Source organism: Caminibacter pacificus, from assembly GCF_003752135.1.
Lineage (GTDB): Bacteria > Campylobacterota > Campylobacteria > Campylobacterales > Nautiliaceae > Caminibacter > Caminibacter pacificus.
This window is the reverse complement of the sequence record NZ_RJVK01000001.1, coordinates 427628-442834: the sequence shown is the minus strand read 5'-3', so window position 1 is coordinate 442834 and position 15207 is coordinate 427628. Positions and strand designations below refer to the sequence as shown.

Sequence of the window (15207 nt, the reverse complement as noted above, 5' to 3'; positions counted from 1 at the left end):
TTTTTAGGCGCAATTATAACAAATTGTGATATAATTTACGAAAAAAGAGAAAAAATGAAACTCTATATAGCAATCGGGGTTGTGGTTTTAAATCTGCTTTATCTCTTTTTTACCAAAAACCTCAAATATTTCTTTTTCAAAAAAAGAAAAAATATCTTTTTAAGACTCCTTTATTCAAGAGTATATAAAATAGGAATACCTTTTTTGTTTTTAATAGACGTAAATACGTTTTTTTATCTCTTTGACGACCGATTTCCGAATAGCAACGTTAAGTTTTTTTTGAATCTGTTTTTAATTTCGTGGTTGTTTTATGAAGTTTTGAAATATATCATCTATACGGCTATTACGATAAAGGTTTCGAAAAAAGAAAACGTAAGGCGTGAGCTTTTTTCTTTGGTTATAAACCTAACGAAAGTGCTTATCGTAATCGTTATTTTCGTAGCGGTTCTTTCTCACTTGGGAGTTAACGTTACGGCAATTATCACCTCTCTTGGTATCGGCGGTGTGATTATAGGGCTTGCCGCAAAAGAAACAATCGGTAACTTTTTCGATTCTATCAGGCTTGTTAGTGAAGACGCTTTTCATGTGGGAGATTGGATAGAGACAAAAGATTTTGAAGGGTTTGTGACCGAAATAGGACTTACGGCCACTCAAATCAGGACGTTTGATAACGGGCTTATAGTCATTCCGAATTCCAAACTTGCAAACGAATGGGTAAAAAATTGGTCTCGTAGGATGATAGGCAGAAGAATAAAATTTTGGCTAAAAATCAAATACACAACAGATACCGACGAACTTAGACGTGTCGTAAACGAGATTAGAGTAATGCTTCAAAAACATCCGTTTATAGTAACGGATGATAAAATCAAAAGCCGTCTTAGAAAAAAAATGCAAAAAAACGCACTCTTTTCCATAGAAGATAAATACGGAGTTAGAAAAACGCTTCTTGTTTATGTGGATAAATTCGACGAATATTCGATAGATATTTTGATATACGCTTTTTCTATTACCGTGGATTGGGAGGAGTGGCTTAGAGTAAAACAAGACGTAATGTTAAAAGTACTCGATATTATTAAAAATTCGAAATTGGAGCTTGCATATCCTACCAACGTCATCTTTTACGATGAAAGGAAAAACCTATGGAAAAATTAATAAAACGATATATAAAAAAAGACGACCCCGAAACTTTGCACGATTTGAGAGTTTATGCAAGAAAAGTTTTAAGCAACCTTGAAAAAGAGGGAAAAATCGATTTGGGATTGAAAGAACTTCTTAAAAAATCCTCAAAACTAAGAGATACCGACGTACTTCTTGAAATATGCAAAAACAAAAAAGCCAAAAAATACCTAAAACAAAAGCATAAAAAACTAAGAAAAAAATTCCTCAAGTGGTTGAAAGATTTCAAATCTCTCGTAATTACGTTGGAGCCTCAAAAACATAAAGAAATATCACTTAAAAAATGCAAAGAGATACTTAGCGAATCGTTTTTGAATAAAGATGAAAAGAGCTTGCATAAAATAAGAATAGAGATAAAAAAATGCAGATATACCAACCCGAAATACGAAAAAAAATTCAAGCTTTTACAAGATACTTTAGGAAAAATGCATGACTATTACAACTGCGAAAGATTGCTTTTAAAACTAAACCAAAACCCGAAAACCGCCGTTAAGAAAAAACTAAAATGGTTAAAAAAAGCCGAAAAGAAAAGAATCAAGGTCCTTAAAGTCCTTGATTCATAGCTCCTAAACGTTTGCTTCTCTCCATCGCTTGTTGGGCGAGGTATCTATCTCCGAATTTTTCAAGGTTGTCGAACTCTTGCTCGAAACCTTCGAAATGCCTCTCTTCATCGGCGATAATTTGTTCGAAAATCTGTTTTGTTCCGGCGTCTCTTGCGTTTGTGCACTCAACCGCAAAATCATTATACATATCCATTGCTTCTTCTTCGCTTTTCATAGCCCATTCGAGCATTTTTTTAGGGTCTCTGATGTGTTCTACTTCGTGAGCCGGTTTCATTTCTATTTCTCCACCCAAAAAAAGTATTCTTTCGGCGAATTTTTCGGTGTGTAGCATTTCATCAATTGCGGTTTTTTTGAAAATACCTGCTAATAGGTCGTATCCCAAATCGTCAAGTACGAAATGAAAATACATATATTGGTGTATTGCGCTAAGCTCTTCGGCTATTGCTTTATTTAAAAGTTCGATTGATTTTGCTTTGTTCATTTTTTCTCCTTTTTGCTTTTTATCATTATAGCACGATTTGTTATTAACGGAAAATATTTTTCCAAATATAAGCAAAAGTAATAACTTGGTATAATTACTGAAAAAAAGGCGAATAATGACTGCCGGGTTCGTTTTAAAACCAAAAGATACGATAAAACTGAAAGAGACTTTTTTGAAAATAAAAAAAGTTTTCGAGAGTAGAAATATCGAAGTGTTGATAGACAGCGTATCGGCAAAGGCTATCGGGCTTTTGGGTGTCGAGTTTAACGATATGTGCGAGGCGGCCGACTTTTTAGTGGCGCTTGGGGGTGACGGTACCCTTATTTCACTTGCAAGAAGAAGCTATAAATTCAATAAGCCTATATTAGGGATAAACGCCGGTAATTTAGGGTTTTTGACGGATATAAATCCCGATAATATCGAGGAGTTTATTGATAAATTTTTAAAGGGTGAGTATAGGATTGACGAGAGAATGGTTATAGAAGTGGAATATAAAGACAAAAAACTTTATGCTTTTAACGATATCGTAATTTCAAAAGAAGTAATCTCTTCTATGATTCATATAAGAGTCGATACCAACGAATCCTATCTCAATACGTATTATGGAGACGGCCTTATAGTATCGACGCCGACGGGTTCTACGGCTTATAATCTAAGTGCGGGCGGACCTGTCGTCTATCCTTTAACAGAAGGGTTCGTTTTGACGCCTATATGTCCTCATTCGCTAACTCAAAGACCGCTTATTTTGCCGAGTAACTTCGTACTTGAGATAGAAGTAAAAGAAAACTTTGCAAAATTGGTTATCGACGGACAGGAAATTTATAATTTGGATGAAAAAATAAAAGTAAAAAAAGCGTTGAATCCGGCAAAACTTATTCATAGGGTCGAGAGAAACTATTTTGACGTGCTTAGAAAAAAACTGCATTGGGGTGACGGGAAATGATAGAGAGGGTATATCTGAAAGAGTATGTGACTTTTGATGAGGTCGAGCTTGAATTTAACGAAGTGGAGCTTGAATTTAGCAAAGGATTGATTGTATTTACAGGACCAAGCGGTGCGGGAAAATCGGTATTGATGAGAGGGATTCTTTCGATTTTCGGTTTTTTTGACGTAAATGCAAAAATAAGCGAAGCAATAATTGATAACAAGCTTGATTTGAGCGATTACGGAATAGAGACGGATGATGAGATAATATTTAAACAAATCAAAAAAAATAAAAGCAGATATTTTATAAACAATCAAGCAGTTAGTAAAAAAATTGTAAAAGAGATAGCCAAAAAGTTTATTGATTATTTATCGCTTAGAGAAATAAACGAGTTTCAAAGCGAGAATATTATTAAAGTATTGGATAAAATAGTCGCAGAGAAAGATTATTATGTTAAGTTGGAAGAATATAAAAAACTTTTTGAGGAGTATAAAAAACTAAAAAAGAAATTAGAAGAGATAGAGCAAAACGAAAAAAATGCAAAAGAGAGAATAGAGTTTTTAAAATTCGAACTCTCTAAAATAGAAGAAATAAACCCCAAACCCGATGAATTCGACGAACTGATGAAAATAAAAAAAGACCTAAGTAAGATTGAAAAAATAAAAGAAAAGGCTTATGAAGTCGAGAGAATTTTTGAATTTGAAAACAGCGTTTATGAGTTTTTGGATATGATAGAAGAGGATAGCGAGTTTTTTTCAAATGCTATGAACGAGCTTAGAATCGCTATTGATAAAGCTCATGAAAAAGCCGAATTTTTGGAAAATGTCGATATCGAAGAGGTGCTTGAGAGATTATCGAATCTCCAAGAGCTCATAAGACGATTCGGCTCGATTGAAGAGGCTTTAAGATATTACGAAGAGAAAAAAGAGGAATTGTCTCTTCTTGAAAATCTAACTTTTGAAAAGACAAACTTACAAAAAGAACTACAACAAATAGATACAAAACTTCACGAAATTGCCGATTATTTACACGAAAAGAGAAAAAAGGCGGCTGAGATTTTTGAGAAAAAGTTAAATTCCTACCTAAAAAAACTATATATGCCAAGTGCGGAAGTGAACGTAAAAAAAGAAGCCTTAAATCCGTTGGGTGCGGATATTGCCGAGATTGTCGTAAATGATATCGATATCAATACGATATCTACAGGTGAATTTAATAGGCTTAGAGTCGCACTGCTGGCAGGCAAACTTGAATACAGCGACGAAGAGAAAACTCTCTTTTTGGATGAGATTGATGCGAATCTAAGCGGTGAAGAGAGTATGAGCGTTGCCGAAGTATTGAAGCTTTTGAGTAAAAAATATCAAATTTTCGCAATTTCTCATCAACCTCAGCTTGCGTCGATAGCAAATAAACACTTTTTAGTAACGAAAAACGAAAACAAATCTTTTGTCAAAGAACTAAACGAAAATGAAAGAATCGAAGAAATTGCAAGAATAATCGGAGGAAAAGAGAAATCTCAAAAAGCGATCGAATATGCAAAAGAACTCTTAAAGGCTGGAAATGGTTGATGTTTTACTTTATAAGATAAAAAAACTCGAAAACGACATAAACGAAATAAAAGAAAAAAACGAATATGCAATATCGTTGATAAAAGAACTTTTAAAACCTGGAAAAATAAATAAACAAGAACTGATAAAAACCTTAACAAAACTAACTGAGCTTTTAAAAGTAGAAAAAAACGAACACTATTTTCACGGGTCGTTTTTAACTTTTAACGCTTTTTTGGATTTGGTAAAGAAAAAAGAGAACTTTTTTATAGTTTTGGTGGATGCCAATATGCAAAACATAAAACAGGATTATCTTTTGGGGTATTTGACAAATAAAATTTCTCCTATTTTTACCATAAAAGATAACATTATTTTCGGTGTTGTCGAAAAAGATAAACTAAATCTCCTAAAAAAAACGAACGTTTTGCCTTTTTATAATCCCCAAACCGGAGAATTTGATGAAATAGAGCTTTTTAAAGTACTTTTTTACGTAGAAAAGGTCGATTTTAAAACGCTTGAGAAAATGAAAAAAATATTTAGAGATTTTAGAGTCAGACCGAGCTATAAAAATAAACATTTTATCGAGTATTCTTTGGTAAAAGATAAAGTTGTGGATTTCGAACAAGAAGAACTTAACAAACAAAAAGAGAAATTTTCATATATATATGACGAAAAATATCCTAATTTGGAAGTTTTAGTCAAAAAAGAGATTAAAAATATTCCTTTCATACTTGCGGTACTTGAAAGAATCGATACCGAACTTGATGAGATAAAAGAGTCAAAAGGAATACAAAACGTAGTAAATAGAATCTTAAACTATATCGAATTAAATCTCCCCGAAGAGGGTGTTTTGGAAGAAGTGAGATTTTTAAGAAAAAAACTTTCTTCTTAAAAACCTCTTAGTTTTCTTATTTTATTGTAAGCGTCGTTTATTTGTTGGGTTCTTATTTTTGCAAAAGTAATAAAATCTTCGTGTAGATTATATCCGGCTATGATATCGGGATGAAATGCTTTTATCAGCTTTTTATATGCTTTTTTTATCGTATCTGTGCTGTCCGTTTCTTTACATCCCAATACTTGATACGGATTTTTTGAAGTGAAAGATTGATACTCTTTTTTTGAATTGTTTGAGGAATTGTTATTTGAGGAGTTATTATAAGAGTTATTTGAGTTTTGATTATAGTTGTAATTTCCGTAGCTATAGTTTTTATCGTATCCGTAATAACTATAATCGTTATCTTTTTTACGATTTGTCTCTTCGTAAGAATAACCGCGTCTTTGATAGTAATAATACCCGTTTTTAGAATAGTCGTTTGAAGAGCCGCTGCTTAATAAAGATTTTAAAAATATAAAAAATACAATAATCCCGCCGCCGATTAAAAGTATCGTATTTAAAGTTTCGCTGTTGATTGAATGCAAGAAGTGCATCGGTAGCCTTTGTCAAAATAGGTGATTATGGTGCGGCGGGAGGGACTCGAACCCTCACGGGCTTACGCCCACAAGGCCCTCAACCTTGCGTGTCTACCAATTCCACCACCGCCGCGTGTGTGGAGTAGAATTATAACAAAGAAAGTTTATTTTTTCAATAAGTAATAGTGGAAATTTAGAGCTTTTAAATTGTGACTGACACTATTTGATAGTAAAAGTTAAAAGCCCGAAAAGGGCTGAGGATTAACCTAAGAACGGGTTAGCGTAAAGTGCGATAAGTGCAAGTACAAGTGCGTAAATAACTTGCGCTTCGATCATCGCTAATGCGATGAACATTGTACCCATAAGTTTACCACCCATTCCAGGGTTTCTTGCTGTACCAGCGATAGTTGCCGCAGAAGCGTGTCCCATACCGATTGCACCACCAAGTGCTGCAAGACCAAGACCTACAACAGCCGCTACAACGCTGTATGCTTTAATCATTGTGTCACCGTCAGCTGCGAATGCGAAAGCTGCGAAAATAGCCATAAGTGCTACGATTTTTTTCATTGTGTTCTCCTTGTGATATTCTATTACGTTACGTCCGTTCGGCTTGCGTGTCCCTACTTAACACGTAATGCAGTGAAATTATAAGCTAAATTGAGGCCTTTTGCAAGGCTTTTCATATAGAATTAATGAAATTTTTTATTCTTTTTGCCGCAATTTTCAATTCTTCGATGTTTTTAGTATATGCAATTCTTATGAAATTGTTATATTCTCCAAAATCAATCCCGGGCGTTGTCGCTACTTTTGCTTTTTCAAGCATTTCGTTTGCAAATTTTAAAGAGTCGTTTGAATATTTGCTTATATCACACCAAAGATAAAAAGCTCCCTCCGGTTTTGCGATAGGAAAAATATCTTTTAGTTCTTCATATAAAAAGTCTCTTCTTTTTTGAAACTCCTCTTTTGTTTTTTGCAAATGCTCGTAGTCAAATGCTTCAAGTACTGCGTATTGTGATAGGGTAGGGGCTGAAATAAGGATATTTTGGGCAATTATTTCCGCTTCTCTTTTTAAATTCTCAGGTACAATCATCCAGCCGATTCTAAGACCGGGCATACAAAAGAATTTGCTAAATCCGTTTATTATTATTGCGTTTTTATTATATTTTAGAGCCGTCGTATAATTGTCCGTATAAACAAGCCCGTGGTATAGTTCGTCGCTTATTAGGAGTTTTGAATTGTTTTTTGTAAATTCGCATATTTCTTTTAGCTCTTCTTTTGAATAGATAGTGCCTGTGGGGTTGTTCGGCGAAGAAATCATAAGAGTATCGAAATCGATACTTTCTAAATCTTCTGTTTTTAAGTTATATTCCGGGAATTTTGTCGGGATTTTTATAAACTCTTTGTTTTCAAGTTCGGCAAAATTTTCATAACACGGATATCCTGGAGTCGGGGTTGCTATTTTTTTTGCAAAATGAAAAGCGATTAAAAATCCGGTCGAAGTGCCGGTAGTGATGATAATATTTTCAGGGTCTACTTCTACGTCGTAAAAATTTTTATAGTGTTTTGATATTTTTTCTCTTAGTTTTCTTAAACCTTTTGCTTCGGTATAGAAGAATTTGTCGTTTTTAACGGCTTCTAAAAGAGCCGTTTTTACTTTCGGACTTGGGAGTAGGTCCGGCTCTCCGATTTCCAGATGAATCACATCTTTCATTTCTCTTGCTTTTTTAAGCACGTCCATTACAATAAAAGGTTTCATTTTACTCCTTTACGCTATCATCAAGCCAATTTAAATAATCAAGATTTGCATTGACTATCGGCAAAGCTATAATTTCGGGTACGTCGTACGGGTGGTTTTTTGTGATGAAGATTTCAAGTTGTTTGAAAACGTCCTGTTTTGTTTTTATTATAAGCAAAGATTCTTTTTCTTCTTTTATTTCGCCCTGCCATAAAAATACCGAATTTACTTCATCGATAATATTTACACAAGCGGCAAGAGAGTTCTTTACCAAAAGATTTGCGAGAGTCTTTGCATCATCTTTTGGGATAGTACAATACACGACTATAAACATTTTTTGCCTTTTTGTATAATTTTATCAAAAAGAGGGGAGAATGGACTATCTGATTTTGGCATTTGTTGGATTTGTAGCCGCTTTGACTCCTGGACCCGATATTTTTTACGTAATAAGACAAGGTTTATGCAACGGAATTAAAAACTCCCTCATAGCCGTTGCCGGAATTTTGAGTGGAAATATCGTCTATTTATCTCTTGTTTATTTAGGGCTTGGGACGATAGGGAAAAATCCTTATTTTCAGCTTATTGTGGGAATTTTAGGTGCGATTTATCTTTTTAGGATAGCCGTTATAATTTTTAACGAAAAAGTCAGTATAAAAAAAGAGTGCGATATTACAAAAAACATATATAAAGAAGCGCTTTTTTTAAATTTGAGTAATCCTAAAGCTATGATTTTCTTCGCGGTAGTTGTTACACCTTTTTTGAGTAAGAATATTATGTTAAGTTTTGTAGCGCTTTTTACAGGAATTGCACTTGCTTTTCTTACAGGGGCTGTAATAAGCTCGAAAATCAACCTTGAAGAAAAACTCCTAAATCTAATAAACAAAATAGCAAGCGTCGTTTTTGTCTTTTTTGCAATTAAATTATTAATAATTGCATTCGAAGCTTTTAAGGAAATTTTTTGATTGTCGGTATCGATTTGGGAGGAAAAAGGGGAGATAAAACAAGAATAGTCGAGTGCGAAATAATAAACGATAAATTAAAAATCAATTCTATTCATAAAAACGCGATTAATTATCTACAAAATATAAATTCTCCGGCGGTTATAGGAATTGACGCTCCTTTTTCAGTGCCCGCAAAACTGATAAAAACAAACGAAGAAAAAATAGAAATAGTCGGCAACGAATCTCATTCGATAAATAATCCTTATCTTTATGACAACTCGGCAAGGCTTATTTATAAATACACTAAAATTATTCCCTTAGCGCCTTGTGCGACGTATATAGGGTATTTGACTGCCTATATGCAAGAAATTCAAGATAATTGCAAACATATCGAATTCGTAAAAACACCCGAAAACATTGAAATCAACGGCTTAAAAGCTATTGAAGTTTATCCGAGCGCTTTGAAAAAGATTTTGAAAAAAGATATTCAAGAATATTTTGAAGATGATTTGAATAGATTTAAAGACAAAGACTTAATCGATGCTTGTTTTTGTGCTTTAAGTGTTTTTTTGGTTTTAAAATACGGGTTTGTAAAAGAGGAGTGGGAGTTTAAGAATAGTTTTATTTATCTCCCGAAATTAGAATTTGTTTAGGTATTTGCAAGCGTCTTTATTTCCGAGTTTACAGGCTTTGTTTAGAAGTTCTTTTGCTTTTTTGGTGTTTCCTTGTTTGTATTCGTAATACCCAAGTAGCGTACAACTATCGGCGTCTTTTAATTCGCACCCTTTTTTGTAGTATTTAATAGCTTCTTTGTGGTTTTTTTCGATACCGCCGATACCTTTATCAAGCATATATCCCACCATACCGCAGGCGTATCCGTCGTTTTTGTTCATACATCTTTTTTCAAACCCTGAAAATGCTTGTTTGAATTTTCCGTTTAGTGCCAATTGCAAATCGGGGTCGTTTGTTTGTCCGTGATTCATCGCAAACAACAAACCGCCAAAAGCCAAAGTTATCAGTAATTTTTTCATTTTTCACTCCTTATGAATTACAACAAGCGCATCCGAATCCGTCATCGTCATCATGAAAACTCTCAAGTCCCAAATCTCCACCGTTTCCTGAGATTATGGATTCTTTAAACGCGATAGTTTCTCCGTTTAATATTATAGTATAAAAAATCTTGCTTGTTGCCCTTACGGTATTAATAGTCGAACAATAAGTCTCAAGCGAGCTTAACACCCATCTTTTAGCCGTTACGTTATCGGCGTTTGAATCGAATTTGTAAATAAAATGAAATTCGGTAAAGATTTTCGGGAAAGTGTCTCTTCTTTTAAATTCTATCTCCATAGAAGCGTTTTTTATTTCAAAACCTTTGTTTTTCGCCATTTCCACTACGTCAAAAAGCGAGCAGTTACCCATACCCGTAATAAAAAGCTCCACCGGCGAATATTTTTGAGTATCGATTACCAAAATATCTTTTCCGTTTGTCGCTTCGTATTTTTTTCCGTCAATATGTCTTATTTTTATCATTCGCTCTCCTTTAAAAACTTCTCAAAATACTCAATTTGTTCTTGAACCCTCTGAGGTGCCGTAGCTCCGTAGCTTTTTCTCGAATTCATAGAGTTTTCAAGGCTTAAATCCAAATCGTCTCCGATTCTATTATCTATTTTCTTAAGCTCCTCTAAGCTCAAATCGCTCAAATCCACACCTTTACTCTCAGCCAACGCAACAGCACGTCCCGTAATATGATGAGCCTCTCTAAACGGCACGCCTTTATTTACCAAATAATCTGCCAAATCGGTTGCCGTTAAATGTCCTTTTTTGCAAGCTTCATACATTTTATCAGCGTTTACGCTCATTGTTTTAAGAGTTTCTTTTAAAATTTCGATAGATATAAGGGCGTTTTTTACGCTGTCGAATACCGGTTCTTTATCTTCTTGGGTGTCTTTGTTGTACGCAAGAGGTAGACCTTTCATAACGGTCAAAAGCGCAACCAAATTCCCGTAAACTCTTCCGGTTTTACCTCTGATAAGTTCCGGAACGTCAGGATTTTTCTTTTGCGGCATGATTGAACTTCCGGTAGAATATTCGTCGCTCAAAGTAATAAATCCGAATTCGCTTGTAGACCATATGATAAGCTCTTCGCTGATTCTGCTTGCGTGCATCATAAGCATCGATATGTTAAACAAAATCTCAAGCGCAAAATCCCTGTCACTCACGGTATCGAGGCAGTTTATGGTAGGCTCGTCGAATCCAAGCGCTTTTGTCGTTTGAAATCTGTCGATATTATGAGGAGTTCCGGCAAGTGCGGCACATCCTAACGGGTTTTTATTGTTTCTTTTATAACTTTCGATGAATCTTTCATAATCTCTTTTGAACATACTCGCATATGCCAACATATGATAAGCAAAACTTATCGGTTGCGCGTGTTGGAGGTGCGTCATTCCGGGAAGCAGGGTGTTTTTGTGCTCTTTTGCGATATTTACGAACACTTCGATAAGCTCTTTGATTTTTTTTGCCAAATCGAGGTTTCTTTTTAATACCCAGCGTCTGAAATCTACTGCTACCTGGTCGTTTCTACTTCTTGCGGTATGAAGTTTTTTTCCTGTATCTCCGATAAGCTCGATAAGTCTTTTTTCAATAGCCATATGGATGTCTTCATCCGCTATATCCCAGGTAAATTCCCCGTTTTCAATCTCTTTTTTTATTTGTAAAAGACCTTCTTTAATCTTTTGTGCCTCTTCTTCGCTTAAAATACCTTGATTTGCAAGCATTTGAGAATGCGCGATACTTCCTTCGATATCTTCTATATAAAGTTCTTTGTCAAAAGGAATGGATGCATTGAATTCGTCAAGAATTTTAGCAGTCCCCGTACTAAATCTTCCGCCCCAAAGTTTCATTATATGCCTTTTTTGGTAGAATTATATCAAAGACTGCAAAGTTTGGTCGATTTAAAATAAAAAGGCTTGCTATGAATATCTCAAATAATGTAAATTCTCTAATAGCTCACCAAACCCTTATGGATATAAACGCAAACAACGTTGCAAACGTTAATACCGAAAATTTCAACGCAACGGATGCAAAAATAGTCGATAAACTTGAAATTTCTTCAAGAGATACTCAAAAACCTACAGACTTGACAAAAGAGCTTACCGACCAAATCGTGATTGAAGAGGGGTTTAAAGCTCAAATTCCGGCAATAAAAACCCAAGACGAGATGACAAAAACACTTTTGGATATAAAAGCATGAACGCAAAACTTGTAAAATTAATATTTACCACCGCTTCTATCGAGAGGTGGAACGATATTCCAAGACCTCTTCGGTTTATGGAGCTTGATAAGCAAGCTCACGAGATGATAATCGCATATATTTTAGGGCATTACGAAAAGAAGATCGATTTTATAAAGTTAATTAACCTTGCAATTGCCGGGCTTTTGTATAGAGCGGTGCTGACGGATTTGAAATCGCCCGTTTATAAATATTTAAGGAAACACAAAGGAAAAGAGCTTGACGAATTCGTGATTAATAACCTCAAATCGATAGTAGACGACGAGCTTTTGGAATATATCGAAATATACAACAACACAAACTGCAAAGAAAGAAGAATCCTAAAAGCCGCAAGTTATCTTGCAAGCAAATGGGAATTTGATTTTATATACAACTTCGCAAAAGATTCTTACGGCATAGAAGAGATAAAAAAATCCCTCGAAGACGAGCTTGAGGATTATTATGACTTGGAAGGTGTGAGAATACTCGCTTTAAAAAGAAAAGCTTATGATTTTATATCGCTTTGCGGGAATTTGAGATTTCAAAAAAGGTGGGCCAATACTCCAAGAGTTCCTGAAACTTCTGTGCTTGGGCATATGCTTTTTGTGGCGGTTATGAGTTTTTTGTTTACAAAAGAGTACGGAGGAAATCCTCACAAGCTTTATTATAACTTTTTTACGGGACTTTTTCACGATTTACCAGAAGCCCTAACAAGAGATATCATAGCCCCCGTAAAACAGGGGGTCGCCGGTCTTGATGAGATACTAAAAGATTATGAAAATATGCTAATAGAAGAGAAAATATTGCCTCTTGCACCTTTACCTATCCAAAAAGAGCTAAAAATCTTAATTACCGATGAGTTTGCCAATAAATTAATTACTGAAAACGGATATAAAAAAGTTGATATTGCCGAGGATTTGCTCGGTACGAAAGGAATTGACGGCAGTTTGGTAAAAGCGGCCGATCATTTCGCCGCGTTTGTCGAAGCGCTTATGAGTATAAAACACGGCATAAAATCCCCCGAGCTTATAAACGCCGTAGAATATCTCAAAAACAGATATAAAAACAAAAAAATTTTTTCAATCGAACTAAAAAACTATTTTAACGAAAGGTTTTTTGATGAATAAGCTTTTTTTAACCGCACTTGCTTCCACTTATCTTTTCGCCCAAACCGAAATTTACACTTATACGGTGTTTATGGATTACAGAGAATATGAAAACGGAAGCGTAATAGATAAAGATTATACGAATTTCGGGGATTTAAACGGGATAGGGATTTTTTATAAAAGCAAAACAAAACCTCTCAAATTTACTTTAAGAGCCGAATTTGCAGGAGGTGAGAGTACTTACGAAGGCTCCACGTGGGATGGCACTCCACTAAAAAACAGACAAAGCGGCGTTTATATATTTAATTTTGAAAGTGGAGTTGGGGTTAATTATTTCTTTTTAACTTTAGGATATAGAGAGTGGAATAGGGGAAAAAGTAATTATTCGGGAGATTACGACGAAAAATATTATTGGCCGTATTTCGGTATAAGATACGATTACCATTTCTTTTTTAATAATTTCGCTTTTAATCCCAAAATTTCATACCAAGCAGCAATTTCTCCGAAACTAAAAGTCTATTTAGGAAATGAGCCGGTACTAAATTTAGGCTATACAGACGGAGCTTATATAGACTTGCCTCTATATTTCAAAACGGGAAATACGGTTTGGTATATTTTTTATAAATACCAATATTGGCATATTTCAAAATCGGATTATGCCGTACTTCAGACAAGTACAAATAGGACACTTATTTACGAACCGAAAAGTATTACGAGAAATCAATATTTGGGTGCCGGGTTTGTTTTTAGATTTTAAGGAGGGAAAATGATTGACGTATTGGTTATAGGAGGAGGGGTTGCGGGATTTGTCAGCGCAATAAACGCAAAGCAGTTTTATCCTCAAAAAAGAGTGGTCTTAATAGAAAAAAATCCTAAAAAGTTGGTGCCTTGCGGTATTCCTTATATTTTTAACACTTTTTCGATTGACGATGATTTGATGAATCTTGAAAAAAAGCTTAAAAAACACGGAGTAGAGCTTATTGAAGATGAAATAAAAGAAATTGATTTTCAAAACAAAGAAGCTATCGCTAATGAAAAATACAAATTCGACAAACTGATAATTGCTACTGGGTCAAAACCGAAAATTCCTCCGATTCAGGGAATAAAAAACGCTTATTTTATAAAAAAAGAGTACGATTATTTAAAAAATCTGCTCGAAAAAACAAAAAATGCAAAGAATATTACGATAATAGGCGGAGGGTTTATAGGGCTTGAGGTTGCCGATGAGCTTGCAAAGAATGGTAAGAATATTATGTTAATTGAAATGATGAAAAATATTCTTCCGAACTCCTTTGACGAAGACTTTTCAAAAAAAGCCCAAGAATCACTCCACAAAAACATCACTCTAAAACTTAACGCTCGCGTAGAAGAGATAGGGGAAAATTACGTATTGGTAGATGATGAAAAAATAGCTTCGGATTTGACGATTGTAACGACTGGATTTTCACCTAATACCGAGTTTTTGGATGTAGAAAAAAACGAATTTGGTTTTATAAAAACGGACGAATATTTAAGAGTAAAAAAAGATATTTTCGCAGTAGGGGATTGTGTGGAACACAAGGAGTTTTTTACAGCAAACCCAACACCTCTTATGTTAGCTTCAACCGCTGCTTTTGATGCAAGAGTGGCTGCGGCGAATTTATATAGCCTACAAATCATTCGTCACAACAAAGACTCATTAAATATTTATTCTACAGTTATCGGAGATAAAGTTTTTGCAGCGGTGGGAATAACAGAAAATATGGCTAAAAAAGAAGGATTTGAAGTCATAGTTACAAAAGCAAAATCTTACAACACTCATCCGCCGAAATTCTCACACTCGACCGATGTAGAGGTAAAACTTATTTTTTCAAAAAAAGACCTCTATTTACTCGGTGCTCAGATTGTCGGAGGAATAAGCACTGGAGAGATGATAAACATTTTAGGCCTTGCAATACAAAAAAACGCGACGGCTTCGGATTTATACACTATGCAAATAGGCACTCATCCGCTTTTAACACCGCCACCGACTCTCTATCCAATAGCGGTAGCCGCAGGAAAAGCCCTGGTTTAGGGCGC

The 15207-nt window shown here is 34.8% G+C and carries 19 protein-coding genes and 1 tRNA gene; 11 read left to right on the top strand and 9 right to left on the bottom strand.

Translation table 11 applies throughout. The annotated features are described in order from the left end of the window. The first annotated feature begins 54 nt into the window (after nt 1-54). Both EDC58_RS02335 and EDC58_RS02330 read left to right on the top strand, forming a co-directional pair. Nucleotides 55-1152: a mechanosensitive ion channel family protein gene (locus tag EDC58_RS02335; protein WP_123351889.1), complete on the top strand. Its 1098-nt coding sequence runs from the start codon at nt 55-57 to the stop codon at nt 1150-1152. Further along, nucleotides 1140-1739: a CHAD domain-containing protein gene (locus tag EDC58_RS02330; RefSeq protein WP_123351888.1), complete on the top strand. Its 600-nt coding sequence runs from the start codon at nt 1140-1142 to the stop codon at nt 1737-1739. The genes EDC58_RS02335 and EDC58_RS02330 overlap by 13 nt, the downstream gene beginning before the upstream one ends. Here the strand turns inward: EDC58_RS02330 and EDC58_RS02325 are convergent. Beyond that, entirely contained in the window at nt 1720-2220 is a 501-nt protein-coding gene (locus tag EDC58_RS02325; protein ID WP_123351887.1) for a bacterioferritin, read from the bottom strand. The genes EDC58_RS02330 and EDC58_RS02325 overlap by 20 nt on opposite strands. A gap of 115 nt (nt 2221-2335) precedes the next feature. Between EDC58_RS02325 and EDC58_RS02320 the strand changes: the two genes are divergently transcribed. From EDC58_RS02320 to EDC58_RS02310, 3 genes are read left to right on the top strand one after another with little or no spacing between them, the layout of a single operon-like run. Next, nucleotides 2336-3163 (top strand): NAD(+)/NADH kinase, encoded by an 828-nt coding sequence (locus EDC58_RS02320; protein WP_123351886.1) that lies wholly within the window; start codon nt 2336-2338, stop codon nt 3161-3163. Continuing rightward, complete coding sequence (locus EDC58_RS02315) at nt 3160-4710, top strand: DNA repair protein RecN (protein WP_123351885.1); 1551 nt, start codon at nt 3160-3162, stop codon at nt 4708-4710. Before EDC58_RS02320 ends, EDC58_RS02315 begins: the two co-directional genes overlap by 4 nt. Continuing rightward, entirely contained in the window at nt 4703-5581 is an 879-nt protein-coding gene (locus tag EDC58_RS02310) for a hypothetical protein (RefSeq protein WP_123351884.1), read from the top strand. Before EDC58_RS02315 ends, EDC58_RS02310 begins: the two co-directional genes overlap by 8 nt. Here the strand turns inward: EDC58_RS02310 and EDC58_RS02305 are convergent. From EDC58_RS02305 to cutA, 5 genes are all read right to left on the bottom strand, one after another. Next, a complete protein-coding gene (locus EDC58_RS02305) occupies nt 5578-6117 on the bottom strand; it encodes a J domain-containing protein (protein WP_123351883.1) in 540 nt (179 codons plus the stop codon). The two genes, EDC58_RS02310 and EDC58_RS02305, sit on opposite strands and share 4 nt — an antisense overlap. Nucleotides 6118-6145: 28 nt before the next feature. Further along, a tRNA-Leu gene (locus EDC58_RS02300) sits at nt 6146-6232 on the bottom strand. A 128-nt stretch (nt 6233-6360) separates the two neighbouring features. Continuing rightward, nucleotides 6361-6666 carry a F0F1 ATP synthase subunit C gene (locus EDC58_RS02295; protein ID WP_123351882.1) on the bottom strand — a complete coding sequence of 102 codons (306 nt, stop codon included), beginning with the start codon at nt 6664-6666 and terminating at the stop codon, nt 6361-6363. Between the two features lie 112 nt (nt 6667-6778). Then, on the bottom strand, nt 6779-7855 hold the full coding sequence (locus EDC58_RS02290) for a pyridoxal phosphate-dependent aminotransferase (RefSeq protein WP_123351881.1): 1077 nt from the start codon (nt 7853-7855) through the stop codon (nt 6779-6781). Between the two features lies 1 nt (nt 7856). Next, a complete protein-coding gene (gene cutA, locus EDC58_RS02285) occupies nt 7857-8168 on the bottom strand; it encodes a divalent-cation tolerance protein CutA (RefSeq protein WP_123351880.1) in 312 nt (103 codons plus the stop codon). Between the two features lie 40 nt (nt 8169-8208). Here cutA and EDC58_RS02280 point away from each other — a divergent pair, with 40 nt between their 5' ends. Continuing rightward, nucleotides 8209-8796, top strand: a complete 588-nt coding sequence (locus EDC58_RS02280) for a LysE family translocator (RefSeq protein ID WP_123351879.1) — start codon at nt 8209-8211, stop codon at nt 8794-8796. Further along, the gene (locus EDC58_RS02275) at nt 8793-9428 is read left to right on the top strand and encodes a hypothetical protein (RefSeq protein ID WP_123351878.1); all 636 of its coding nucleotides are present in this window, start codon (nt 8793-8795) and stop codon (nt 9426-9428) included. Before EDC58_RS02280 ends, EDC58_RS02275 begins: the two co-directional genes overlap by 4 nt. Here EDC58_RS02275 and EDC58_RS02270 read toward each other — a convergent pair. Genes EDC58_RS02270 through argH form a run of 3 tightly spaced genes read right to left on the bottom strand, consistent with a single transcriptional unit; the run spans nt 9414 to nt 11678 of the window. Further along, a complete protein-coding gene (locus EDC58_RS02270; protein ID WP_123351877.1) occupies nt 9414-9806 on the bottom strand; it encodes a tetratricopeptide repeat protein in 393 nt (130 codons plus the stop codon). The genes EDC58_RS02275 and EDC58_RS02270 overlap by 15 nt on opposite strands. Before the next feature lie 10 nt (nt 9807-9816). Further along, entirely contained in the window at nt 9817-10305 is a 489-nt protein-coding gene (locus EDC58_RS02265) for an OsmC family protein (protein WP_123351876.1), read from the bottom strand. After that, nucleotides 10302-11678, bottom strand: a complete 1377-nt coding sequence (argH, locus tag EDC58_RS02260; RefSeq protein WP_123351875.1) for an argininosuccinate lyase — start codon at nt 11676-11678, stop codon at nt 10302-10304. Before argH ends, EDC58_RS02265 begins: the two co-directional genes overlap by 4 nt. 68 nt (nt 11679-11746) lie before the next feature. Here argH and EDC58_RS02255 point away from each other — a divergent pair, with 68 nt between their 5' ends. From EDC58_RS02255 to EDC58_RS02240, 4 genes are read left to right on the top strand one after another with little or no spacing between them, the layout of a single operon-like run. Continuing rightward, nucleotides 11747-12025 carry a flagellar basal body rod C-terminal domain-containing protein gene (locus EDC58_RS02255; protein WP_123351874.1) on the top strand — a complete coding sequence of 93 codons (279 nt, stop codon included), beginning with the start codon at nt 11747-11749 and terminating at the stop codon, nt 12023-12025. After that, nucleotides 12022-13170, top strand: coding sequence for an HD domain-containing protein (locus EDC58_RS02250; protein ID WP_123351873.1), 1149 nt, complete (start codon nt 12022-12024; stop codon nt 13168-13170). Before EDC58_RS02255 ends, EDC58_RS02250 begins: the two co-directional genes overlap by 4 nt. Continuing rightward, the gene (locus EDC58_RS02245) at nt 13163-13906 is read left to right on the top strand and encodes a hypothetical protein (protein ID WP_123351872.1); all 744 of its coding nucleotides are present in this window, start codon (nt 13163-13165) and stop codon (nt 13904-13906) included. The genes EDC58_RS02250 and EDC58_RS02245 overlap by 8 nt, the downstream gene beginning before the upstream one ends. A gap of 9 nt (nt 13907-13915) precedes the next feature. Then, a complete protein-coding gene (locus EDC58_RS02240; RefSeq protein ID WP_123351871.1) occupies nt 13916-15202 on the top strand; it encodes an FAD-dependent oxidoreductase in 1287 nt (428 codons plus the stop codon). Nucleotides 15203-15207: the final 5 nt, after the last annotated feature.

Coding starts and splice junctions, on each gene's coding strand:
- EDC58_RS02335 (WP_123351889.1), top strand. CDS start 55: ATGAAACTCTATATAGCAATCGGGGTTGTGGTTTTAAATCTGCTTTAT.
- EDC58_RS02330 (WP_123351888.1), top strand. CDS start 1,140: ATGGAAAAATTAATAAAACGATATATAAAAAAAGACGACCCCGAAACT.
- EDC58_RS02325 (WP_123351887.1), bottom strand. CDS start 2,220: ATGAACAAAGCAAAATCAATCGAACTTTTAAATAAAGCAATAGCCGAA.
- EDC58_RS02320 (WP_123351886.1), top strand. CDS start 2,336: ATGACTGCCGGGTTCGTTTTAAAACCAAAAGATACGATAAAACTGAAA.
- EDC58_RS02315 (WP_123351885.1), top strand. CDS start 3,160: ATGATAGAGAGGGTATATCTGAAAGAGTATGTGACTTTTGATGAGGTC.
- EDC58_RS02310 (WP_123351884.1), top strand. CDS start 4,703: ATGGTTGATGTTTTACTTTATAAGATAAAAAAACTCGAAAACGACATA.
- EDC58_RS02305 (WP_123351883.1), bottom strand. CDS start 6,117: ATGCACTTCTTGCATTCAATCAACAGCGAAACTTTAAATACGATACTT.
- EDC58_RS02295 (WP_123351882.1), bottom strand. CDS start 6,666: ATGAAAAAAATCGTAGCACTTATGGCTATTTTCGCAGCTTTCGCATTC.
- EDC58_RS02290 (WP_123351881.1), bottom strand. CDS start 7,855: ATGAAACCTTTTATTGTAATGGACGTGCTTAAAAAAGCAAGAGAAATG.
- cutA (WP_123351880.1), bottom strand. CDS start 8,168: ATGTTTATAGTCGTGTATTGTACTATCCCAAAAGATGATGCAAAGACT.
- EDC58_RS02280 (WP_123351879.1), top strand. CDS start 8,209: ATGGACTATCTGATTTTGGCATTTGTTGGATTTGTAGCCGCTTTGACT.
- EDC58_RS02270 (WP_123351877.1), bottom strand. CDS start 9,806: ATGAAAAAATTACTGATAACTTTGGCTTTTGGCGGTTTGTTGTTTGCG.
- EDC58_RS02265 (WP_123351876.1), bottom strand. CDS start 10,305: ATGATAAAAATAAGACATATTGACGGAAAAAAATACGAAGCGACAAAC.
- EDC58_RS02255 (WP_123351874.1), top strand. CDS start 11,747: ATGAATATCTCAAATAATGTAAATTCTCTAATAGCTCACCAAACCCTT.
- EDC58_RS02250 (WP_123351873.1), top strand. CDS start 12,022: ATGAACGCAAAACTTGTAAAATTAATATTTACCACCGCTTCTATCGAG.
- EDC58_RS02245 (WP_123351872.1), top strand. CDS start 13,163: ATGAATAAGCTTTTTTTAACCGCACTTGCTTCCACTTATCTTTTCGCC.
- EDC58_RS02240 (WP_123351871.1), top strand. CDS start 13,916: ATGATTGACGTATTGGTTATAGGAGGAGGGGTTGCGGGATTTGTCAGC.